The 23,649-nt window shown below is 37.3% G+C and carries 20 protein-coding genes; 4 read left to right on the top strand and 16 right to left on the bottom strand.

Going from position 1 to position 23,649, the window contains the following annotated elements; all coding sequences use genetic code 11:
• Window position 1 precedes the first annotated feature (1 nt).
• The 8 genes from P163_RS18575 to P163_RS10065 all read right to left on the bottom strand — a co-directional run bounded on the left by P163_RS18575 (window position 2) and on the right by P163_RS10065 (window position 7,860).
• Window positions 2-1,951 carry a type I restriction endonuclease subunit R gene (locus P163_RS18575; RefSeq protein ID WP_231556186.1) on the bottom strand — a complete coding sequence of 650 codons (1,950 nt, stop codon included), beginning with the start codon at window positions 1,949-1,951 and terminating at the stop codon, window positions 2-4.
• 194 nt (window positions 1,952-2,145) lie between these two features.
• Window positions 2,146-2,637 (bottom strand): type I restriction endonuclease, encoded by a 492-nt coding sequence (locus P163_RS18570; protein ID WP_034890409.1) that lies wholly within the window; start codon window positions 2,635-2,637, stop codon window positions 2,146-2,148.
• Window positions 2,634-4,457, bottom strand: a complete 1,824-nt coding sequence (locus tag P163_RS10085) for a DUF262 domain-containing protein (protein ID WP_034890406.1) — start codon at window positions 4,455-4,457, stop codon at window positions 2,634-2,636. Before P163_RS10085 ends, P163_RS18570 begins: the two co-directional genes overlap by 4 nt.
• A 1-nt stretch (window position 4,458) precedes the next feature.
• A complete protein-coding gene (locus P163_RS18565) occupies window positions 4,459-4,794 on the bottom strand; it encodes a hypothetical protein (protein ID WP_231556185.1) in 336 nt (111 codons plus the stop codon).
• A gap of 234 nt (window positions 4,795-5,028) precedes the next feature.
• Entirely contained in the window at window positions 5,029-5,925 is an 897-nt protein-coding gene (locus tag P163_RS18560; RefSeq protein WP_231556184.1) for a DUF262 domain-containing protein, read from the bottom strand.
• Window positions 5,926-6,022: 97 nt separating this feature from the next.
• Window positions 6,023-6,487 carry a hypothetical protein gene (locus P163_RS10075; protein WP_034890403.1) on the bottom strand — a complete coding sequence of 155 codons (465 nt, stop codon included), beginning with the start codon at window positions 6,485-6,487 and terminating at the stop codon, window positions 6,023-6,025.
• A 66-nt stretch (window positions 6,488-6,553) separates the two neighbouring features.
• Window positions 6,554-7,111 (bottom strand): hypothetical protein, encoded by a 558-nt coding sequence (locus P163_RS10070; protein WP_034890400.1) that lies wholly within the window; start codon window positions 7,109-7,111, stop codon window positions 6,554-6,556.
• Window positions 7,112-7,161: 50 nt separating this feature from the next.
• Window positions 7,162-7,860: a restriction endonuclease subunit S gene (locus P163_RS10065; RefSeq protein WP_051931212.1), complete on the bottom strand. Its 699-nt coding sequence runs from the start codon at window positions 7,858-7,860 to the stop codon at window positions 7,162-7,164.
• 279 nt (window positions 7,861-8,139) lie between these two features.
• On the opposite strand from P163_RS10065, the gene P163_RS10060 reads away from it, so the two are divergent.
• From P163_RS10060 to P163_RS10050, 3 genes are all read left to right on the top strand, one after another.
• Window positions 8,140-10,158 (top strand): M13 family metallopeptidase, encoded by a 2,019-nt coding sequence (locus tag P163_RS10060; protein ID WP_034890397.1) that lies wholly within the window; start codon window positions 8,140-8,142, stop codon window positions 10,156-10,158.
• Between the two features lie 126 nt (window positions 10,159-10,284).
• Window positions 10,285-12,204, top strand: a complete 1,920-nt coding sequence (locus P163_RS10055) for a tetratricopeptide repeat protein (protein ID WP_034890395.1) — start codon at window positions 10,285-10,287, stop codon at window positions 12,202-12,204.
• 9 nt (window positions 12,205-12,213) lie between these two features.
• Complete coding sequence (locus P163_RS10050; RefSeq protein ID WP_034890393.1) at window positions 12,214-12,879, top strand: DNA-binding response regulator; 666 nt, start codon at window positions 12,214-12,216, stop codon at window positions 12,877-12,879.
• Window positions 12,880-12,884: 5 nt separating this feature from the next.
• On the opposite strand, the gene P163_RS18310 is transcribed toward P163_RS10050, so the two are convergent.
• From P163_RS18310 to P163_RS10020, 8 genes are all read right to left on the bottom strand, one after another.
• On the bottom strand, window positions 12,885-13,025 hold the full coding sequence (locus P163_RS18310; protein ID WP_156100683.1) for a hypothetical protein: 141 nt from the start codon (window positions 13,023-13,025) through the stop codon (window positions 12,885-12,887).
• A gap of 195 nt (window positions 13,026-13,220) precedes the next feature.
• Window positions 13,221-13,442: a helix-turn-helix domain-containing protein gene (locus P163_RS18145; protein WP_081891362.1), complete on the bottom strand. Its 222-nt coding sequence runs from the start codon at window positions 13,440-13,442 to the stop codon at window positions 13,221-13,223.
• 610 nt (window positions 13,443-14,052) lie between these two features.
• The gene (locus P163_RS10045) at window positions 14,053-15,105 is read right to left on the bottom strand and encodes a succinylglutamate desuccinylase/aspartoacylase family protein (RefSeq protein ID WP_034890390.1); all 1,053 of its coding nucleotides are present in this window, start codon (window positions 15,103-15,105) and stop codon (window positions 14,053-14,055) included.
• Window positions 15,106-15,130: 25 nt separating this feature from the next.
• A complete protein-coding gene (locus P163_RS10040) occupies window positions 15,131-16,396 on the bottom strand; it encodes an ABC transporter permease (protein ID WP_034890387.1) in 1,266 nt (421 codons plus the stop codon).
• A gap of 2 nt (window positions 16,397-16,398) precedes the next feature.
• Window positions 16,399-17,832, bottom strand: a complete 1,434-nt coding sequence (locus tag P163_RS10035) for an ABC transporter permease (RefSeq protein WP_034890384.1) — start codon at window positions 17,830-17,832, stop codon at window positions 16,399-16,401.
• Entirely contained in the window at window positions 17,829-20,303 is a 2,475-nt protein-coding gene (locus P163_RS10030; RefSeq protein ID WP_034890381.1) for a TonB-dependent siderophore receptor, read from the bottom strand. The genes P163_RS10035 and P163_RS10030 overlap by 4 nt, the downstream gene beginning before the upstream one ends.
• A gap of 21 nt (window positions 20,304-20,324) precedes the next feature.
• A complete protein-coding gene (locus tag P163_RS10025) occupies window positions 20,325-21,020 on the bottom strand; it encodes an ABC transporter ATP-binding protein (protein WP_034890363.1) in 696 nt (231 codons plus the stop codon).
• Window positions 21,021-21,421: 401 nt separating this feature from the next.
• Entirely contained in the window at window positions 21,422-21,742 is a 321-nt protein-coding gene (locus tag P163_RS10020; protein WP_034890360.1) for a hypothetical protein, read from the bottom strand.
• Window positions 21,743-22,372: 630 nt separating this feature from the next.
• On the opposite strand from P163_RS10020, the gene P163_RS10015 reads away from it, so the two are divergent.
• Complete coding sequence (locus P163_RS10015) at window positions 22,373-23,629, top strand: amidohydrolase family protein (RefSeq protein WP_034890356.1); 1,257 nt, start codon at window positions 22,373-22,375, stop codon at window positions 23,627-23,629.
• Window positions 23,630-23,649: the final 20 nt, after the last annotated feature.

Raw genomic sequence — 23,649 nt, 5'->3', positions numbered from 1 at the left:
TTCACACATTGTTCTCGATAGTTTCTGCCACCGCTTCCTGGCGTTTCGTCTTATATTCCGCTCCGGGATCATTAGCCAGATTTACAATCAATTCTACTATAGATTTGTTTTCAAAATCAGAAATCTTCTTGCTGGACATTGCATCAATATAGCGATCCATCAATTGGCGCATACCCGATTCAAAGCGTTTAAGGTCCACGTGATCGCCACTGGCCTGCTTTATGGTATCGCGTAAATCAGAGTAAAACTTTACCTCTTCCTTAATCTTTTCTGTTTCTGCATTAGAATAGCCCAGATCACGCATCTCATTGGCTACATTAGCATACGAACGAATAACGGTAACGACCGCTTTATACAAAGCAACCCGCTTCTCTTCGGTCTGCTTTATATCATCTGGATTCTCTGTATTCCCACAAAAGAATCGAATGTAATGGGGTTCATCTTTAGGATGCACCGGTTCGCACAAGGCTCTGACTGCCTCGAGAGCAGTCTCCAGGCGGTTTCTAGATTCCTGATGAAGGTCCTTCAGAAGGCCTTTTACATCATCCTGATCGTAATTATCAAAAGCCTCTGAGGTATAGTCCTGTATCGAACGCTCAAGGCTTTTAAACAAATCTTTATAATCTATGATATACCCGTATTCTTTGTCATCTGTATCCACACGATTTACCCTACATATCGCCTGAAAAAGACCATGATCCTGCATGCTCTTATCAATATACAAATTGGTTGCCGAGGGTGCATCAAAACCCGTGAGCAGCTTATCTACCACAATAAGCAGTTTCATTCTAGCCGGTTCATCGATAAACTGTTCCTTCACTTCGCTTTCAAAAACCTCAGTAGATTTACCTTTAAGCATTTTGGTATACACCTCGTATTTTAAGAGCTTGTCGGTAGGATTAGATTCTCCTGAGTCTTCCCCTTTTATATCTGCGTGATGCGGTTCATAGGAAGTTATAATCGCGCATTCTTTAAAGCCTGCCTGCTGGAAGAGTTCGTAATATTTACAAGCCTGATATACACTACCGGAAACCAGCATCGCATTACCTTCGCCCGTATACAGCCGTGGCTTGGTATCAAAATCATGAACGATATCATTTACTATTTTTGCCAGTCTGGATTTAGAGCCAAGCACTTTTTGCATTGTACCCCACTTTCTTTTAAGTTCTATTTTAGCGACATCAGTTAAGCCCTGAGTCTTGGCATCAAACCACTCGTCAATTTTATCCTGTGCGGTAACAAACTGCTCTACATCTCTGGCTTCATACAATAGGTCAAGTACCACACCATCTTCTACTGCCTCATCAAACTTATAGGGTTCTCCTATGTAGGGTCCAAAAATTTCAATACTCTTCTGCTTATCTTTTTTAAGCAAGGGTGTTCCTGTAAAACCAATAAAAAGAGCTTCAGGCAAAATGGCTTTCATCACCTCGTGTAATTTTCCGCTTTGGGTACGGTGACACTCGTCTACAAAAACATATAAATTTCCTTTGGCTTTAAAATCTGAACCCAAACTTTCTTTAAGTTCTTTTATGTATTTTTCGTAATCCGGCTCATCAGAACGGTTACCAAATTTATGTACCAAACTGCAAATAAGCATTTGGGTTTTGTGGTTGAGAACATTTAAAAAATCTCGCCCGGAATTTGTTCTGTAGATACTTTCTTCTACACCTATAAATAATTTCTCGATCTGATCATCTAACTCTTCGCGGTCTGTAATGATCAATACCCGACTGTCATCAATATTTTGACGTATCCACTTGGTAAGCCAGACCATGGTCAAACTTTTACCACTCCCCTGCGTATGCCAGATGATACCGCCTTCTTTATCGCGTATACGTTGCTGGGCCGCCTTAATACCAAAATATTGATTGGGGGCGGCACAACTTTTTGACCCCTTTGTCAAAAATGGTAAAGTCTTTAATGATTTCCAGCATGCGTTTCTTTTCACAGAGCTGCACGATATGCTTGTCTATGATATATCGTAAGTGGCATCTAAGGTTTCTTTCCATTTTAAATAATACTTTTCTGAAGTTTTGGTGGTGCCATAACGTAAGCCTTGCGTATCATTACCCGCCAACACCAACTGTATGGTCGTAAAAAAATTAGGAGTAAAAAAATCGCTTTGATTATCCAGGTTTTGACTTATGCCCTCTTCTCTTCAAGGCCTTTACGTGAACTTTTTAATTCTAAAACCCCTATTGCAATACCGTTTACATACAAAACCACATCGGGTCGCTTGTTGTGCTTGCCTTTAAAACTGACTTCTTCTGCAATGGCAAAATCATTATTCTCGGGGTTCTCAAAATCGATAAGCAACACAGACTCTTTGGCTTCGCCTAAATCTTCCCGTACATTAACCCCATAGCGTATGAGTTTATAAACTTCTTTGTTTGCATCATATAAACCGGAAGCGATGTTAGTAACCGACTTTAAAAACTTAGATACAGCACGGTCTATAAGCATAGCTGCGTATCCCTGCTTTTTAAGGAAGTTTCTGAGCAAATCTTCTTCTACCGGCTGGGTACGCAGTTCGTCCTGCCAGTTGCCTAAATACCGATAGCCCAACTCGCTTTGAAAAAGCTGAACAATACGATCTTGAGAAAGGCGCTCTGCTTTGCCTATGGCGTTTTTCATAATCCTAGTATTTCTTTCCGTTCACTTAGCAGATCTTTTAACTCGTCATAATGTTTTTGAATTTCCTTTGGTCCCCAATCAGAATTACTGTTTGTTAGATCATACATTCTCTTTTGCTTAGGAGGTAAATCTTCCCGGTAATATTTATGACCAACCTTAGCTTTACCTACAGGCGATTCGTTATTCATCTTAGAATTACCTCCCTTACTAACGAGACATAAATTACCTAAGTGATCAATATACTTCTCATTATTTTCTTTTCTTGCAGACTGAGATAGATGATGTTCTACCGAATTACGGTATTTAAACTCAAAAGTTTGTGTTTCCTTATCCTGAAGCCACATTAGATAATCTATGAAATTAAATAAGAAATGTGGAGTGGTTGTTCCTAACGATAATGACGACTCATCAAATATGGAATTATAAACTTGATTTGAGTTAAAAATATCTAATATTAACCCATCTAACTTTGTTTGAAACACCTCTTTTGATATATCTAGATCATCACCATTTTCAAACCAAGAAAGTAATTCTTGTAACCAGTTTTTATATTTCTTAGTCCTAAATGTTACTTGAAGCATTGATAGACCTTTTATAATACGATCCTGTTTCTCAAAGGTGTTTTTATAAATCAATCTATCTTGATCTCTTTTTTCATAATGATATAGTTCGGGTTTTAAAAGTGACCATTTATAATGGTCTTCAGCATTTTCATCTTCACTAGCTTTTATAACATATCTATCAAAGACCGTTCGATAGAAAAAAAGATAATCAATAAATGCCATCGGATCAATATGCTCCTCAAAAGTTCTGAATACGTCTAATAAGTCATCGCCATTAAGAGGAACATCTTCATTTAGATATAAACGAAGTACGTGCATTAAAAAATTTGGAAAATCAATAATTGATTCATTTTTATCGGCTATCTCCTTAATTTCAGGATCCCTATAATTTAAATCTATCCCACTAATTACCTCATTAATATTTAGTGAATGTTTCACATTATCAGATCTATTATTTTGACTTTTATCGCTGGGATCAATGTCAAACATATATTCGTTATACTCTTCACCAAAAAATCTTACTCTATCTCCCACAACAAAAAGACTTTGCAAGGGAGAATTCATTTGTGAACATGCATCCCATACTTTAGAAAAACGTAAGCTCTCTTCTTCATTGTCACTCAATTTCTTTAACAAACTTGCCTTTAAAATTTCGTGCTTTTCGAGCTGCTCTCCCCGATTATTCATTACTTCAAAATAATGTGCCACATCTGTATCATTAGGGATTTCGACCCTAACTAAAATAACGTTGTTAAAGAAGTACTTTTTAAAATTTGTAAAATCATTCTCCTCCATTTCATTCAATAAGTGAGGCACGTCTGATTTACTATCAAGGTTTGTTGCATCTATGAATTCAACTGCTGCTTTAAAATGAGATATTAGATGGTTATTGGTACTGTCTGCAATTATACCACTTTGATAAAAATGACTAAGAAAGTTTTCAACCTCAGGACGAGAATCAAAAAAAAGTTTCTGACTTTTCAAATTTTGACTATCGAGCTTTTTTGCTATTAATGAAAGTGTTGTAAGGCGTTGCTGACCATCTATAACTTCAAAATCTCTATTTCGTCGTTTTAAAACTATTAAAGAGCCTATGAAATAATTACCTGTTGGGTTTTTAACAAAACTCTCATATATATCTTGAAGTAACTGTTGTATTTCTTCTGACCCCCAGGCATAATTACGTTGATAAAGCGGTACAATATACTTCTCATCAAAAATCTGATTTATACTTTTTTCTAGGTTTACTTTTTCCATATTACGCTATACGATATTTGTCTATATTCACTTCAGCTTCTCCTTTAAACTTTGAGAAAATAGGAATTTGCATCTCGTTTAATAAGAACTCAATTATAACTTTTTCATCTCTTTGACAATCAATCCTTGGACTTGCCAAAGAATTTAATTTGCGAAGGTCGTAGTAGTTTTTACTGTTTTCTATAATTGCAAATAGACCTCCCATTTCTATTGGATATTTTGCAACCTTATTGTAGCGTACCTGATATTGCTCCAGCCTTAATCGATACACTATAGCGTATAAAACTTTGTAATATTTATATAAACCTTCTTCACCATACTTATCAAATAAGAGCATAATTAAAGATTTATAAAGCTCCTTTAAATATTGATCTCCGGCTCTATGACTTCCCTTATATTGACATTGTTTAGAATAAAAATCCTTAAACTCTTCAAAGGAATCTTTTTTCTTTTCATTTACAAAGAGTTGCTTATAAATCTCTGTATACGTTTCTATGTAGTCGAAAAAAGCAAGTCCATTAATTATTGGTTGATTCAGTGAGGTAAAATCTGAGATATTATCTAGTTGCTTTTATCTAAATCTGGATTTCATTCCCCTAACCTGCACGTTTAATGAATTGAAATAATTTTGAGCAACCGCATTTAATAAATCTTTGTTTTGATACGGATGATCTAAATTTGTATTTGCAGAAATCGTTACACCTTTGAATTCATCAATTTTATCTTTACTAAAGGTATAGGCCTCATCCTTTCGACTCCAAACACGAGTTCTAAATAAATGCTCATTGAAAAGCTGCTTTAGAATATCGTTAGGAGTTTGCAACTGCAAAGGATCCTCAACATAACGTGTTGCCAATTCCCAACGCCTGTCTGCTTCGACCTTTTCTCGTTGGGTATTGTCTTCCATTGCTCTTATATGGTAAGCTTTTAAAAGATTATAAGGCTCTAAAGACTTCCCCCTACTGTTTTGAGAATCAAACATTTGAAATGCTTCAGAAATATTATCAACATGTATCTCAACAAATTCACAGAAACGAATTAGGTAATTGAGAAATTCATTTTTTTCACTTCCCAATTCCTCTAACCAATCTTTTATAATCTCATAGTTCTTTCTAATATTATCTACAGAATCACTGTGATTATATTTTAGATTTTCCAGCAAGTTATCTCCTAATGAAGAATCCAGTGCCTTAAGTATGAGCACCACAGTTGTTATGCGCTGTTGACCATCTACAATATAGAGTTCTTCTTTTTGATTTTCTTTTTTATCCTCCTTTTTATCTACGTGAATAATGACACTACCTATCCTATAAGCGCTCTTTACTTGTTTCCAACTCGAGAAAATATCTTCTAATAGAATTAATACGTTTTTCTCTTGCCAGCGATAAGGTCTCTGATAAGGAGGTATTTTTAAGTCTTGATTTAATACATCGCCTATTATTTTGACTTCGGCTTGGACTCTCTTCATATTTTGGTTAGTTTGACTAAAAGCTTTCTGCTAGGGAACAAATAACCTTTTTTTACGCTATCATTAATTAATAATTTTTAAAAAGCTGCTCATCTTCTTATAAATAAAAAGACTGGTGACCAAAACTTTTTAGCTCCAGCTCCCAAGCCTCTTTAATTACATTATGATTATTATACCAACTATTCATCCCGGCTTGCCAACTGGCCCAGATTAACTCATCTATCCTTCCTTTCCTATACCAGTAGTACTCTTCGGCGCATAAATTGAAATAATCATTGAGCTTACACGATAATTGATCAAAGTTTTTGTCTTTCTTAAAAGATTTGAATATTTTGTTTTTTATAATTATCTCCAGAAAATCGTTTAGCTCATCATATCTACTATTGAAATCTGTAAAAAGCTCTTTCTGTAGTTTGTCATTAGTCAAATCAATCTGGGTTTTATTATACTTTTTTGTGGAATACCATACAACAAGACCTAAGAATACGGTTACAAGAGTTCCAATAGCACTCGTCCAAAACTCCCAGTCGTCATAAAACGACAATATAAATGCCTGGTGCATACTAATCTTTTTTTAGCGTTTGACAACTGCGGTTTCATTAGTTCAACTTAATTTTGGCATTCAGTTTCATTTCTCTGATTCTAGATCCTGAAGGATCAAATCAGAAATCACTCTAGCCTTTGGAGATACTTTAATTTTTTGAAATCCTTTTTTAGACAAATCATTGAAAATTATTTGTTGATCTAATCCTTCGATTACGCCTTTTTCAATTTCTTCTACATATAGGCGTTTTTTTCTATGGTTATCTTTAGATATCTGTGTATTATCGTTTGCAAAATCTTCAATGGGGTAGAATTGTGCTTTTATAATGGCATCTTTTCTTGCCAAGGCACGATCAATTGTAAGCCTGTTTGATTCTCCTTCTTTTTTGCGAAATATTTTCCGCTTAAACAAATTACTCATAAGCTGGCTATCTGTCCCTTTTTTTAAGTTATAAGGATTAAAATGCCCCCATAAACGGTAAAATGGAGAACGAGCCGCTATAAAATGGCGGTCTCCAGTCTGACCAACATAATAAAATATATCTTTCGCTACTTCAATCTTAATTACATAGACGTAATACCTTGAAGTAAAACATTCGCTATCATAATTAAGCTGTAATTTATTCTTTATAGGATCTATCACACCAACCTCGTTTTCCCGGTTAATAACTCCTGCATCATCCCTTGTTTGATTTATTGATACTTGGTTTTTTTAGCCTCAAGCTGCCCCAACTCCGCATCCATATCACTTAAGATTTGAGCGATGGCTTTTTGTTCTTCAATTTGCGGAATAAAGAATTTTAGGTTTTTCAATTGTCGTCCTGTAATAAGGGATTGACCAGAACCGAATATCAATCGTGATAAATTAAACTGCTTTAAAGAATAATATAGGAACCCAAGATTCAAAGATTTACTCAATGAAATCATCAAAGTATTATCCGAGACGCAATATTGACCACATACTTTGTAAAGAGTTCCCGCATTTGCTCCAACTCTGGCAACAAGTATCCTTTCTCCTTCATAGTCCATATAATTTTTAGTACCAATCTGTCCAGTAGAACCGTATAATGGAAATGCACCTGAAACTGAATTTGTATTTGAAGTCCCTGAAGATATATTATTACATAATTCCCCGACCATCTTCTCCTCCCACTCCCCATCAAAACCAGGTAAGCGTTTGCCGCCTTTTGAGGGCGGAGTCAACAGCTGCTGCATTGCGCCTTGTTTGATGGCTTTCTTTTTGGCGATTAACCCGTCTAACGAACTGATCAACGCATCGACATCGCTTAAGGCCGTGGCAATGGCTTGTTGTTCTTTTAGAGTTGAAGGTATACCTATTGTTATTGAATAAATTCCTTTATTACTTAAATTTGGTGGATCAGTTCCAGCCATACTATCTAAAAGCCCATTTATAGCAATTTATAATTAATTATTAAATTATCTAAAAATTGTTTAATTAATTACAGTTTACCGTAAATATTAAAAACTTGAATAATCAATTAATCTTTCTAAAAATATTAGAAATAAATTGTTCAAAGTGACCCTTTCTTCGCGCTTTATTATTTTCTACCTATACAAATGTTCTGAATATGAATTTTGCATCACAAAGAAATCAAGTTCGATACGCTTAATATTTAAAAATGCTTATTTTTATTGTAAACTAAATCAAACATGAAACAAAGATTAATCCTTTTCATGACGCTACTTTCCTTAGCATCATTCACAAAAACGAACGCTCAGGAAAAAAGTTTTATTGAAATTACGGAGGTAGACTCAACATTAAGCCCTGGTGATAACTTTTACAGGTATGCCAATGGTAAATGGTATGATTCTATATCTATCCCCGCATCTCAGTCTGGAGTTGGTGCCTACATGTTTATGAATTATCCTCAACGCATTCGGCTGCAAGGGATCTTGGATAGTGTTTCGCAAGGTCAACATTACTTAGGAAGTATAGAGCAAAAGGTGGGTGATTTTTATGTGTCGGGCATGGATACGGTGACTATCAATAAAAGAGGCTATGACCCCATCAAACCTATACTTTCTAATATTAAAGCAATTAGCGATCTACCTTCTTTAATGACCTTTGTAGCGAATCAGGTAAAAGTTGATAATAGTTCTATCATGGCGTTTGGAGTGGGTGCAGATGACAAGAACAGTAACATGAACATTGCGCACGCCTACCAAACTGGTCTCGGCTTGCCAGATAGGGATTATTATTTTAAATCAGATTCATCAACAGTTGCTATACAGGAAGCCTATAAAACATACTTGGCCACTTTATTTCAACTAACAGGCAGCGAGCCAGCGCAAGCCAAAAGAGATGCGGCTTTGGTTTACAATATTGACAAGCAACTTGCAGAATCGCACAGAACAAGAGTTGAACGCAGAGATGTGAAAGCAAATTACAATAAGATGGCTCTAAAAGATCTGGAAAAAGCACAGCCTAACATTGGCTGGTCCAATTTCCTTAAACATTTAGGTGCTAAAACCGATTCTATAGATATAGCGCAACCTCCTTATTATGATAAACTTAATGAACTTTTAAAAACAACTCCACTTGAAAATTGGAAAGTTTATTTAAAGGCAAATGTTATAGAAGAATACGCATCGCATTTAAGTAAACCTTTTGTAGATGCCATTTTTGAGTTTAACAAAGTTATTTCTGGCCAAGCGGTCCAAAAATCACGAGGGGAAATAATGGCAAGTGAAGTTGACAATTATTTAGGGGAAGCACTGGGCCAACTCTATGTGAAGAAATATTTTCCGGAGGACGCAAAAATGAGAATGTTAGATTTAGTGAAAAATGTACAAAACGCCTATGCTGCAAGAATAAACAAATTGGAGTGGATGAGCGACAGCACTAAAATTAAAGCAAAAGAAAAACTTTTTGCCATGAGGCTTAAAATAGGCTATCCCGATAAATGGAAAGATTACAGCAATGTGAATATTTCAAAAGACACCTATTTTGAGAACATCGTATCTGCTGCTGCTGCCTCGTATCAACGAGAAATGGCAAAATTAGATCAACCTGTGGATAAATCAGAATGGTACACAACTCCATCAACCGTTACCGCTTACAATAATCCTTCTGCAAATGAGATCGTATTTCCGGCTGGAATTCTACAACCACCCTATTTTGATAATAATGCCGATGATGCGCTTAATTATGGCGGCATAGGAATGGTTATAGGACATGAAATAACCCATACGTTTGATGACCAAGGGGCACAATATGATAAAGATGGTAACGTAAAAAACTGGTGGACGGAAGATGATTATGCACAGTTTAAGTCAAGAATACAACAAGTTAAAGATCAATACAGCACATTTACAGTCTTAGACTCTCTACACGTTAATGGTGACATGACGGTAGGCGAAAATACGGCTGATATTGCAGGAATCGCTGTGGCTTACGATGCTTTTAAAATGACACCGGAAGGACAAAACCAAGAAAAAATTGGCGATTTTACTCCAGACCAACGTTTTTTCCTTTCGGTTGCTAGAATTTGGAAAGTAAAAATGAAAGATGAGTTCCTTAGGCTGTGGATTAATAACAACCCTCATTCGCCACCCATTTGGCGAGTAAATGGTCCTTTAATGAATACCTCTCCTTTTTATAACGCATTTGATGTAAAGGTTGACAATAAAATGTTTTTACCAAAAGAAGACAGAATAACAATTTGGTAGAGGAAACTTGAAGATTGAAACCCGCCAAATGGTGGGTTTCTTTGTTTTACCTCAATAAGGTTTTAGCATTGAAAGCACATTTTTATAAGCCTAATAACCTTCGCCATTTTTACCTATTTTCGTTCTATGAAAATCCCCCAAATTATTATAATTTTTCTAGCAGGCCTCACTCTCACTTCTTGTAAAAAGGAAATTAAAATAGATAATGAGGAAGTTAAACCTGGAATAGGAGAAATTTATTTCCAAAAAGGAATCAAGGAGAAAGATCCAAAGCAGATGCTATCCAATTTCAAGGAAGGAATGGCAAATGTTGACTCCCGAAAGGACAGTATAAGTCTTTATTTATTGGATGGGATAATTTATGTTCAAAAACGGCAAAATAATTACAAAGCTGCACTCGATTATACCGACAGTCTCATCAAAACTGCAGAATTACAAAAGAATACTTACTTTGTTGCTTTAGGATATTATCGCAAGGCTGCTGTGTTCCAAGCGCTTAACAATTCAGAAGAAGCATTTAAAAATTATTATACATCTAGAGATCTGTTTTTACAAATAGGTGATAGCTCGCGTGCAGGACAAAGATCTGTGGAAATGGCAAATGCGCAAAGCAGGATGGCCGACTATCATGGTAGCCAAGAGAATGCCACATCGGCTTTAAAACTTCTATTAAAAGCAAAAGATTCATCTTATATAAACAGTGCGTACAATGCAATTGCCATATCCTATCGGGAAAGAGGTTTCTATGAGGATGCCATAAAAGAATATAGAAATGCGCTTCGATATTCAATTTCTACAAAAGATAGTCTAAGTTTTTTAAATAATATTGCTTTGGCATATAGGGATAATGGAAATTACCCAAGTGCACTCTCTACCTTTAAAGGAGTTTTGGATAAAATGGAAGTTGCCGATGAAGATTCCAAAGCTCGTTTTATTGATAATTATGCCTACACAAAATGGATGCAAGATTCTTCCTCTCCTGTCTTAGATGAACTTACTCAGGCTCTCGAACTTCGGCTTAAATCAAAAGATTTAGATGGTTTGACCGCCAGTTATGAACATTTTTCCAATTACTACGAAAAGGAAAAACCTGCACTGGCACTGGACTATGCATTGAAGTGGTTAGAAACGGCAAAAAAGAATTCCAGCCAGCATTCAGAACTAAATGCTTTAAAAAGAATTATAAGGATTTCTCCAGGAGAAAGTTCCAAAATCTATACAAATAGGTTTATTACGCTTAATGACAGCCTTCAAAATGCACAATTAAAAGCTAAGAACACTTTTGCTAAAATTAAATTTGATGAGGAACAAAAACAGCAAGAAATAAATAATCTCGAAGCAGAAACCATAAAACAACATTTGGAAACTGAAGAATTGAAGAATCAAATCCTCATTGCCTCTTTATTAGGTTTGCTTTTGGTGGTTAGTAGCGGATTTGCCTTTTATTATTTAAGGCAAAAACATGAAAAAGAGAAAATTAAAGAATCGTATCAAACTGAAAGCAGGATCTCAAAGAAGATTCACGATGAATTAGCTAATGACATCTATAATATTATGAGTGAATTGCAGAAAATTGCACCGAATAATATGATAGACAAATTAGAACAAATTTATAAGCGTACCCGTAATATTTCTAAAGAGAATAGTAGTATTCCTATGGGAGAGAATTACCAAACTCACTTGCTTTCTACTCTTAGTTCTACTATCTCAGCAAATACTAAGCTCATTCTTCGGGGAGAAAATAAAATAAATTGGTCTAACATTAAACCTGAGAAAAAAATCATTCTTTATAGAGTTTTGCAGGAGATAATGATCAATATGAACAAGCATAGCAATGCGAGTTTAGTGGCAATTGTATTTTCTGAAGAAAAGAATTTTTTAAAAATACACTATTCTGATAATGGTATTGGCGTTACAGATGTAAAGCTTAAATCGGGAAATGGTGTACAAAATATGGAAAACCGTATTTTATCAATCAAAGGATCACTTAATTTTGAAACTTCAAAGGAAAAAGGTTTATCAATAGTAATACAGATTCCAATTTAGATTTGCGGTATGTTTAAAAAAGTTTTAATTGCAGAAGACATGGACAGCATTAATTATGCTGTGGCTGCAGTTTTAAAAGAACTTGAAATACCAGAAGTAGTTCACGCTCAATATTGTGATAAAGCTTGGCTTCTTGCCAAAAAAGCTTCACAGGATAAGGAGCCGTTCGATTTGTTAATCTGTGATCTTTCTTTTAAAGAAGATCATAGAGAGGAGAAAATTAAATCTGGGATAGAGCTTATAGCTATTCTTAAATCAGAATATCCTAATCTTAGGGTTGTGGTAAATTCGATCGAAGATCATCCTCAAACAGTAAAAGATTTATGGGATTCTGGAAATATTGATGGTTATGTATGTAAAGATCGAAATGGTTTAAAGGAATTAAAAGAAGCACTACAAAAATTAAATATAGGCGAAACCTACAATTCACCTTCAATTCAAAAGGTCTTGAACCAAAACAATTTACTTGTCTTAAGCGATTTTGAGATCAACATTGTGAAATTTCTGGCAAATGGATTTACACAGGATCAGATAGAGCAAGAACTGAAAAGTCAGAATATAAAACCCAATAGCAAAAGCGCCATTGAAAAACGTCTGAAGGAATTAAGGGAAGAATTCAGCGCGAACACTAATCCTCATTTGATTTCGATCATGAAAGATCTACAACTTATTTAAATTAATTACCAGTTCTTACATATAGGTAACTGAGTAGGGTCGGTTAATTCTGTAAGGTTGATATTTTTAATATTCTTAGTCATTCCAGATTTAATTTTAGAGTATGACAACTTAAAGAATTGTTTTAAATCTAGAAAACCTATCATATAACTTAGGATTGAAAGTCCAGATTACATCTCCAAGATATTTAGATTTATTAAACTCCTAAATTTTCTAATAATACTTCCTATCTGCTTTCTAAAAGATTAGAATATGCTTCCTGCATAGCTTCAATCTGAAAAGTATAAGTGCCTTAAACAGTTTCTGTCAATAATCCACAGAACAGATTATCATATAGAATTTTAGCTTGTCTCATTTTTCTCGATATCTTTAAAACTTACAGGCACAAGCTTATGACCGAACATTTTTAAAACCTGATTAACATTTTCAAGATTCAGATTCGTTTTATTCTGTTCGATTTTTCGGATTACCGTTAATGCTACCCCTGCCCTTTCGGCAAACTCTTCCTGGGTAAGATTTACTTCTTTCCATCGTGATTTTACAAATTCTGCAAGCTCTTCAATTATATACTTAAACGTACATTTTTAAACAAAATTATATGCAGTAACATACAATACTTGATAATTTAACAATTTTATATGTAAAAACATATAAAATAAAGTTCTACTCTACTTCTATATGCGTTGACATATAAAATAGAGAATTATACAATAAGATAGGAAATGAGACTAAAACCATATTATTATCAGATTAGAAAGTTAAAATATGTTAAAGCGAGACCAATCCGGTGACCAACTTTTGATGAACTTTGAAAGGCCTTATAAATACTATAAACTTTAAAAATCGGTCGTTCCCTCCGACTCCACTATCAAATGCTAAATTCCGCAAAGGATTAAAACGTAAAATTCCTGCCAGGTTACCTGAGCAGGAGTTTTTGCTTTTAAGACCGCTGAGCACTAACGAAGGGAATTTTGCATTTGCAGGACTCAAGTTACTGCGGTGAAGCGTAGCTAGCCCGCCTTTTATGAGTTAAAAGTAAAAATTGATAAATGCGCATTACTCTTTCTAAAGTAAAAAAACATCCACCCCCGGCCCTTCCTTCGAAGGAAGGGAATTTTGCACTTACAGGACTGGAGTAACTGCAGCCATGCGCAATTGATTCTGAAAAAGTGATTACTGCTCAAATTGTCCTATCACCGAAAGCGTCTCGCCTTTATTAACCGGTGGAGTTCCTAAAATCAGTAAAAGGAGTCCGTTTGCTTCAGCATATACAGTTTCTTTTATGTTCCCAAAAAAATCGGTAATGTATCCTACCTTCATTCCTTTAATAACATAATCCCCAGCCTTTTTGAGTGGATAAAAAATACCGGAGACCGAACTTTCGGCATAGGTTCGGTCTATAATGATATTCACAGTATTTTGAGTAGCTTCTTTTGAATTTGATGTAAAATCGAGTTCCTGAAGCAAACCTAGAACAGCTTGTTCTACCTGCTCAGCAGCTTGTATATCTGCAACACCCAACCTTCCACATTCGATATCAATAGACGGAATTCCTCTTTTGAAAGCTTCTGCAGAAGTATATAAACTGGGGCTATCCATTTTCATATAGTCCTTACCATCGGTATTAAACGTTACGATATGATCAAAGCCAAGTGCCAATGCCATACGCTTCCCGGTTGCTGAAATTTCCGGCATATTCGCATTGCGGTAATAGGCTCCGTAACTCATCAGATCTTCAGCAGCATCACCGGCGTGCATATCCAGAAAATAATCCACCCGATTAATAATGCTATTGGATATATAATATGCAATTTGCTCACTCAAATTTCCATCCTTTTCTCCCGGAAAGACGCGGTTCAGATTTTCGTCATCTTCCGGCTTCATAAACGATTTTCGGTTTAAGAAGCTGTTCAAGTTGGCTACCTGTACCAAAATAACCGTTCCTTTTAAGTTTTTGGGATCAATTGATTTTATAAGCCGTTGTGCCCCTAAAATAGGCGGATACTCGTACCCGTGAACGCCGGCAGTGATACCCAGGGTTTCTCCTGTTTTTGCTCCATTAAAAACGGTTACTGGTATAAAGGTGAATTCACCTGAATATTCTACAGGTATTTTAAAATGAGCTTTGGTCGCTGCCGGGATTTCTGTTCCTTCAAAGGTAAAAGAGCGCTGCGCAAAGCTGAATTGCATAGAAATAAAAAGGATTAGGATTACTGTATTTTTCATGATTATTAATTTTTCAATTGTTTATTTAATAAGTATCAAATTCCGGAAAATCTTCCCAGTCCTTTTCGTCGATGGTGTTTCCTTTAAAGAGGTGGGGATAAAAGAATTCAGAAATTGCTTTGTGGTAGTTCTTTACTGCTTCGAGATAGTTGAGATGATCTTCCAGATCGGTATCTGCAATTCGATTAAAGGTGTTTTGTAACAGCAAACTGGGAATAAAATAACCGAGTTTTCTACTTACCTCCTGACGCTTTTCAAGCTTCTCAAAAAGCAGTTTTGAATCTTTACCGGCTTCCTGATCGGCGACATATTGCATCGCGTAATACCAGCCGTTGCTGTACGCATCCTCAGGTATAGAATACGATCGGTATTGCGGATAAGCTTCATAAAACGGCTCCATCGCCTCCCTTCTGGGCATATCCCATTTTTCGTGATAGGCTTCCCGTTGGGTTACGGTGGTTGAAAAGGCTTCAGGAATAGGTATAAAACGGTTAACCAGCACATTACCCAATGCCGGAAGAAGCACTACCAGAAATAACCAGATCCCTAAAAGCGTGACGGCATTATAGTTTGAATTTTTCTTAAGCAGCGTTAGCACATAAACCAATGCAAACCAAAAGAGTTCGTAACCTACAATCAATAAAAACACCACACCAAAATCGGTATCAAAAGGCAGCCCGAGTAACCACAAAGCTGCTATCAATAGAAGTACAGAAAGTCCTAAAACAGCCAGAAATCGCACTGAAAACTTTAAGAATATAATCCTGGAAAGCGAATAGGGTTGTGAAGCTACTACTGCCCACACACCCGATTCCCGCTCTGAAGAAATCAGATTAAAACACAGCGCAATGATGAGCAACGGAATCAAGACCACAAACAAAAAGCTAAGGTCTAAATTCCCCGATAATAAGGTCATCGGGTTAGTGAGTTCGGTATCATACAATTGCCCTTCAAGCGCAAGTATACGCAGCTTAAGACTGTAATTATTTACATCACGTTGTCCTATAGAAAAAGCAGCCCATTTGCCAGGGTCGTTTTGCGTGTAATAAAACTGGTAATAGGTAAAATAGCTCAGATTATCAGAAAACAATCGCTTATTCTTAGCCAGCTCTTCTTCTTGTATTTCCGCAATTTTTGAGATGGTTTCTTCCTGCTGGGATACGGTATTCTTTCCGTGGAAAATAGCATAGATCCCAATGATAAAAATCACTGCAAAGCCCAACATACTTATGGGATTGCGGGCAAAGCTTTTATACTCGGTTGCAAAGAGTTTAAAAAATGTAGTATTCATCTTTATAATTTTATTTTTTTTAAACCAAAAGAAAACGACAACCCGATAAGCATGAGCCAAAACACCAATGCCAGCAACGTGATCACATTATTAGATAAGGCCCAGAAAAGCCCTCTGTTTTCATATTCGAAAGGGGCTCTTTCATTAAACCGCGCACTATTCAGGCGTTGGGTGCCGCTCCGTTCAGCATTAACTTCATTCTTATGAAGTTCGTTGAAGTACTGGGTTTGCCTGTATCTGTAATCTTCGGTCTGTTTCTGAAAATCGATGTAATGTGCCATATCGGTTCCCGTAGCAGCCATAGATAAATTGCGCACCATCAAATACGGATTGATAAACGATAAATAGGCTGCAATACTGTTTTGATTGGTGTAGGTAGCTATCAACTCATCAAAATGGCTTCGGTACAGTTCTGTAGTAACCCGCTCGCCTTCTGCCATTAAATGTCCGGCATAATTGAAGGGAAGGTCTTTAACATCATCTACTCCATATTCCGCCAAAGTTTTTTCCCTAAAACCGGTATAATACAGATCATTTGGATCATGAGAATCGCCTACTTGCTCAAGGTCTTCGGTAATTCGGGTCTCAAACTCCAATTTGGAGGGTGCGGGAAACAAAGCATAACCTACATTTTGCGCCATTTTGGGTAGAATAATTCCGCAAAGCATCCACAACAGAATCAGAGATATCAGTGCTGCACCTCCACGCGAACTTTTAGCGGAAATAAGCACGGTTATCCACGAGCAGATGAAGAAATACACCGTGTACAGAGCCATTGCAAAAAGACTGCGCAACAGCACAGCCGTAGTAAGAGCTTCAGGATACGCCACAAAAGCGATACTAAAAATCAAAAGCATAGCTCCTATAAAAACAACCGTGGTAAAACTGAAAATCCCCAGGGTTTTACCCCAAATAAGCCGCTTTGCACTCACGCCCTGGGCAAGCATGATCTTGAGTACGCCGTTGGCTTTTAAATCGGCAAGGGTACCATAACCGATGAAAAAGATAAAGAGTGGCACCAGCAATTGCAGGATCAACGCCATGCTGAGTTCTCCAAAACGCAACATCCCATTCGAAAAACCGGCCTCACTCAGGTTGACGGTGTTTTGCCGGTGTGCCTCCAAAAAAATGGAGTTTCCTGCAAAAGATTCAATCCCGAATTCAAAAAAACTCAGCGCAGGACGCTCCCTAAATACCAGGTATCCGTAGTGGGATACCCGGTGCGGATTGCGATCGGGCTGATTGACATAATCATCGTGCACCTGTTCCTGATAGGTCTCGCGTATGCTGTTCTGCTCTGCTGTGTTTTCCACCCCTATAAAGGCTGAAAACAACAGCAGGACTGTAAAGACACCAATTAGCACCATGGCTGTTTTGGTTCTCATGATGTTCTTCCATTCTACTTTTATAATATTCCTGATACTGTTCATCTTCATAATCTATATGTTGCTGTTGCTAAAAAGTTACGCGGTGCCCCCGGGAACAACCTCAGGTAATTTTGGGCTCCAACCCAGTAGGTTTTATCGGTTAGATTCTTAACCGCCAGATTGAGCTGGATGTTGCTGTTTTTGGGTGTAAAATAGACCGCCAGATCCAGTAAGGTATAGGCAGGCGTTTTAAAACTGCGGTCATAAGTAGGTACTTTGTCCCCGGAATGTTGTGCGCCAAAACCTATTCCCAGTCCGTGTAGTTTTGAAGTACTCAAAAAGTTATAACGCGTCCACAAAGTCGCAGTTGTAATCGGCGTGTTTTGTTTGCGGGCGCCGATCAGCTCTGGGTCGTTATCCGCTATAATCTTCGCATCATTATAACTAAAGGAGCCATACACCTGCCAGTTAGGCAACAAATAACCGTTAACATCTACTTCAAAACCTCTACTGCGCTCTGCACCGCGGGTGACTAAAGAATCTGGAGCTGAAGGGACATTCGCATTAAGCAACAGGTTTTTTTGATTAATTTCAAAGAGTGCCGTATTGATATGAAGCTTATTTTTCAGCAGGGTAATTTTTGCGCCTACCTCTTTTAAATCGCTTTCTAAAGGTTTAAACCTGCTGGCCGAATCATCTGTGCTGCCATAAAAACTTCCTGTGTTCGGCAATATGGTAACCGTGTTAGATTGTGGTTGAAAGCCTTCCAAGTACGTTCCATACACATTAATCTGGTCATTAACGGTATAGGTCAGCCCGATGCGTGGCAGCAGCGCCCTGTTGGTAAACGAAATTTCATCAACCTCACCCCGGTTGGTCACATCGCGGAACCATTCTTGTCTCAAACTGAATAAAAGATGAAAGCGCTTATAGGTAAGCTGTTCCTGCAGATACGCTGCGTGGGTCTCAGTTAGTGCGGTAGGAAAAGCGGACCTTCCGTTAAAATTATAGTCGGTAAGGTTATTCAGGGTGTTGTTGGGATTTTCCAGATTGTAATGCGGCACATTGGGTTTGGGCAAGATCATCCCTTCGTAGGTATAGGTTTGATAGGCTGCAGCATTCGCAGGATCAAAAGCATTGGTTACCGAACCGTCATTCAACAGATAGCCCCGTGCCTGATTTTGTCCTCCGCCTTCTAATTTTGCCCAACTGTGCAGATCATACCCTACCAGCAATTTGTGTTTGAATGCACCGGTATGGAAGTCAAAATTGAAATAGCTGTTGACGTTGTCTACACTCCAAGACTGTTGGCGTTGTATAAAACGCATTGCGGCCAGGGTGGGTACAGGATTGTTATCAATGTCAACCCCAAACCCATTTGTGGTGCGTCTTTCCTGTAAATCTTCTTTCCAGGTTTGCTTCATATAGGTCGTGGTAAAGCCTATCTGATCGGTAAACTGGTGCGTAAGATTTCCGGTGATGATAAACTGTTTGGAATTGAAAAAATCATTGGGCGCACCTAGGTTCAAACTTATGGGCGTACTGTTCAAATTGGTCACGCCGGCTTCCGCACCAAAAATAGGTTGACCGCGATCTAATTTCCCCTTCATATCGCTGTAGATAAGCTCTACATTTATAGCGGTTTTTTCACTGGCTAAATAGGTAAACGAAGGCGATAGCAACAACGAGGTGTTGCTGATGTTGTCGCGGTAGCTATTGGCTTCCACATAGGCACCGTTAAAACGGTAAAGCAGGGTTTTATCCTCATTCAACGGACCGGTGAAGTCTACAGCGGCCATAATCGTACTAAAACTTCCGGTGGTGAATTTCACCTCGTTACGCTCCACGTCCAGTGGCTTTTTGGTGACCAAATTGATACTTCCGCCGGGGTCTACGCTTGAAAAAGTAGCACTTGCCGGACCTTTTATAACTTCAACTCTCTCCACATTGGCCAGCAACGGCTGCAAAAAATAAAACTGGCGGGTACGCATCCCGTTAATTAGTTGCCCCTCTTCATTCTGACTGATCCCGCGGATGGAATATTGATTATAAAAACTGCTGGGTGAAACCCCACTCACATTCTTTACCGCATCAGCGAGTTGTATGCCCTGCTGCTCGTCTATCAATTCTTTGGTAACCGTACTTATCGCCTGCGGAATATCTTTATTCAAGGTTGAAGTACGCGTCGCCGAGAACGAATAATCACTGGTATAAGTTTGCGCTTTTCGGCCTACAAGTTCAACCGCTTCGAGGGCAAAATTTTCAGCTTTCATATAAATAGTGACAAAAGTTGAATCCGGATTGACCGTTGTCGTTTTATAGCCTAAATAAGAAATTTCTAAGCTGCCGCTTCCGTTTAAACGGAAGTTGCCCTCAAAATCGGTTAAGGTACCTTGCTTGGTATTTTTGATTTGTACTGTGGCTCCCGGTATTGGGAGTTGTGAATCTACATCTTTAACCTGCCCTTTAATTTGCTGTGAATTTGCTTCAGCAAAGACTAAAAAGCATAAAGAAAATAAGAGTTGTTTTATAGAAATCATTGTATTGAAGTGTAGGGTTTATTAAACGGTTTGTAGGTAAAGTTCTTCGAGCTCGTTTGCAGAAATATCAGCGGCTTTGATTTGCGAAACAAAGTCTCCGGAGCGCAATATGCCTATACTATGAGCCACCTGCTTTGCCCTAAAAATATCGTGCGTCGCCATCAGAATTGCCGTGCCGGAGTCTGAGAGTTGCCTGATGATCTTCGTAAATTCATTAGAAGCTTTGGGATCCAGACCACTGGTTGGTTCGTCTAAAAACAAGGCCTTTGCATGCTTGCTTATCGCTATAGCAATTCCAACCTTTTGACGCATCCCTTTAGAATAACCACCCAGACGTTTGCTATGCGCCTCTTCCTGTAAACCGGTTTTGAGTAAAAACTCAATAAGCTGAACTTTGCTATATTTAAAACCTGCCAGACTAGAGAAATATTCCAGGTTTTCAATCCCGGATAGATTAGGATACAGCATCACCGTTTCCGGAATGTATGCCAGATGATTTTTAGATTCCTGAGGATGCTCCTGTACGTTGATCCCGTTGATTAGCGTATTGCCCGAGGTGGGTTCTATAAAGCCCAGAAAAAGGTTGATTGTGGTACTCTTTCCAGCTCCGTTTTGCCCCAGCAAACAGCAGATCTCCCCAGGTTTGATTTTTAGGTTAAGGTTGTTTAATGCCAAATGCGAGCCGTACCTTTTAGTAAGGTTAAGTGCTTGAATCATAAGTTTTATGTTTTATAGGTTGTAAGATTACAGACAGCAGCCGCTTCTGAGCCAAAGGCTTGAAGCAGCATAAACCCAGTGATTGAGCTCGTTGCAGTCTGATCAAAAATTTTAAGTAAAAGGAAAAAAGGAAGGATTCTAAACAGCACCTAAACCCTAGGTGACATCACTCATTTTGTGATATCAAAAGCCTTAGGCTGTATACAGGCTGCACTGTAAATTCAATAGTATACAGACTAAAAGCCTGTTCTATCAAAGGGCCGCTAGTAAATAATCAGGTGTAAAATTGCTTAAATCCTTAAACGAAAATGTACTGTACACTCCCAGACCTCAACCAAAGATTAATGATTTTCAGCAAAGCCGGTAACTCTAAAACAGATATAAAAAAGGTGTAACAATACTTAGGAAACCACCGGAGGCGGCTTATTGAATAAATAGGAAAACTTTAAAATTTTGAGCGAAGGCTCACGATAAACACTGTGAACTTCAACAGCCTGCAAGGCTTCAAAATTAATATAACTATGCGCTGCAGCTTCTGGAGCAGGATTTAATGGAGTGCCTTGATCGCTGGCGACTACCATCTCGCAGTACTTACAATCTGCTACTTCCTGCTGATTCTCAAAAAAAACGTGAACAAAGGTATGCACATTAATAATCCGCAGGAGGGCAAATGCCACCAGAAAGAAAATCGGGATTATATGTGCGTAACGCTTTTTGAACATTGCGGCTAATATACTTTTAATTTAAAAGAGCCAAAAGAGTTTTGATATAAAATGTATGTGCCACAAATATTAAAAGGACAATAATTCAGAGAACCTTGATTAGGTGTACTTATAATTCAAAAAAAAATATACACGCTCCGTTGAAATAAGTTGATAGGGTCAACTTATTATCATTGATTAAAAGTTAAAGAGCCTAATGTGTCAAATTATGTGAACGTATCACCAATTCGGTATCTCCATCAATAATACCCATTTTGAAGCCTAAAATTATTGAAACTGTCAAAATTCGGTCGTTTCCTCCCATTCCACTATGAAGCGCAGCTACGCTGCGGACTAAAAAAATAAAAATCTGCCGGGTATTTTCTCCTGAGCAGTTTTTTTATGTTTTAAAACACCCCAGATCGAAGGAACGGGAAAGCATTGCGGTAGTTTATAATTATGAGTTACTCCACTTACGCTTCATAAATCTGAGGTGAACACTATCTGTATTTTAAATTCTTTATCCATTGTTATTAATATATAATGGAGATTTTTTCTAGCTCTAAATAGTAAAAATGTAATATTCCTAAAACCTAATATTCAACTTCTAATTCAAGTTAATTATCTTAGAGGCTTAAACTTTTTGGATATATGAACAGAGCTTATGATCTAATAATAAAAAATGCTATTCTAAATAAAAATAGTGCCCCTGTAGATATCGCAGTTTCAGATGGTACTATTGCAAGTATCAGTCTTTCCAGTAATAATGAAAATAGAATTCAGTACCTAAAAGACGCTCAATCCGTTTACAACGCAAAGGATAATTTTTTATGTTCAGGATTTTTTGAAAGTCATATTCATTTAGATAAGGCTTGTATTTTAGAAAGATGTGAGATCAAAAAGGGAGATCTTGATGAGGCTGTAGAAGAGACCGGAAAGGCGAAAGAAAACTTTACAGAAAAAGATGTTTTTGAGCGTGCTAGCGGCGTAATTGAAATGGCAATTAAGAAAGGAACTATGGGTCTTCGTACCTTTGTTGAAACCGATCCAAAAACTGAATTACGTTCTTTTGAAGCTATTAAAAGAGTTAAAGATAAATATGCTTTTGCCATAGATATTGAGATCTGCGCTTTTGCTCAGGAAGGACTCACCAATTCTTCCGAAACCCAAAAATTATTAAAACAGGCATTATCTGATGGAGCAGATCTTGTTGGAGGCTGTCCTTACAAAGATGTAGATCCTACAAAACATATCGAGATGATCTTTGACATGGCTCAGGAATTTGATGTAAATGTAGATTTTCATCTAGATTTTGATCTTGACCCAAATAATTCAAGCATCCCTAAAATATCCGAAGAGACAATTAAGAGAAATTATTTAGGGAGAGTTTCTTTAGGGCATGTCACTAAAATTTCTGCTATGCCCAAAGAAAAACGCAATGAGATGGCTTTACTTTTAAGCAATGCCGAAATTACGCTAACAGTTCTTCCTGCAACAGATATTTTTTTAAATGGTAGAGATTACGACACATTAATTCCCCGTGGAATGGTAAATGCTAATGAATTGAAAACCTTTGGTGTAAATACTACCATTTCCAGTAATAATATTCTAAATGCCTTTACCCCTTACGGAGATGCCTCCCTTGCTAGAATGGCAAATATGTACGCAAACATTTCCCAGTTAGCTAAAGATGAAGAGATACAGCAAGTTTATAAAATGGTAACAGACAATGCCGCCGCTCTTCTCTCATTACCATATACTATTGAAGTTGGTGCTCCAGCAACCTTTATAATACTTGAAGCCAAGAATGAAATTGAAGCTATTCGAACCATTTCGCAACCTTTAGCAGGATTTAAAAATGGAAAACAAACATTCTCTAACGATAAAGCTAAGATCTATTTTGAGTGAAATCTTATAATACCTGTGAA

The sequence above is a fragment of the Gillisia sp. Hel_I_29 genome (genome assembly GCF_000744275.1).
GTDB lineage: Bacteria > Bacteroidota > Bacteroidia > Flavobacteriales > Flavobacteriaceae > Gillisia.
Note: the sequence above shows the minus strand (reverse complement) of the source record. Positions and strands in the feature narration are given on the sequence as shown.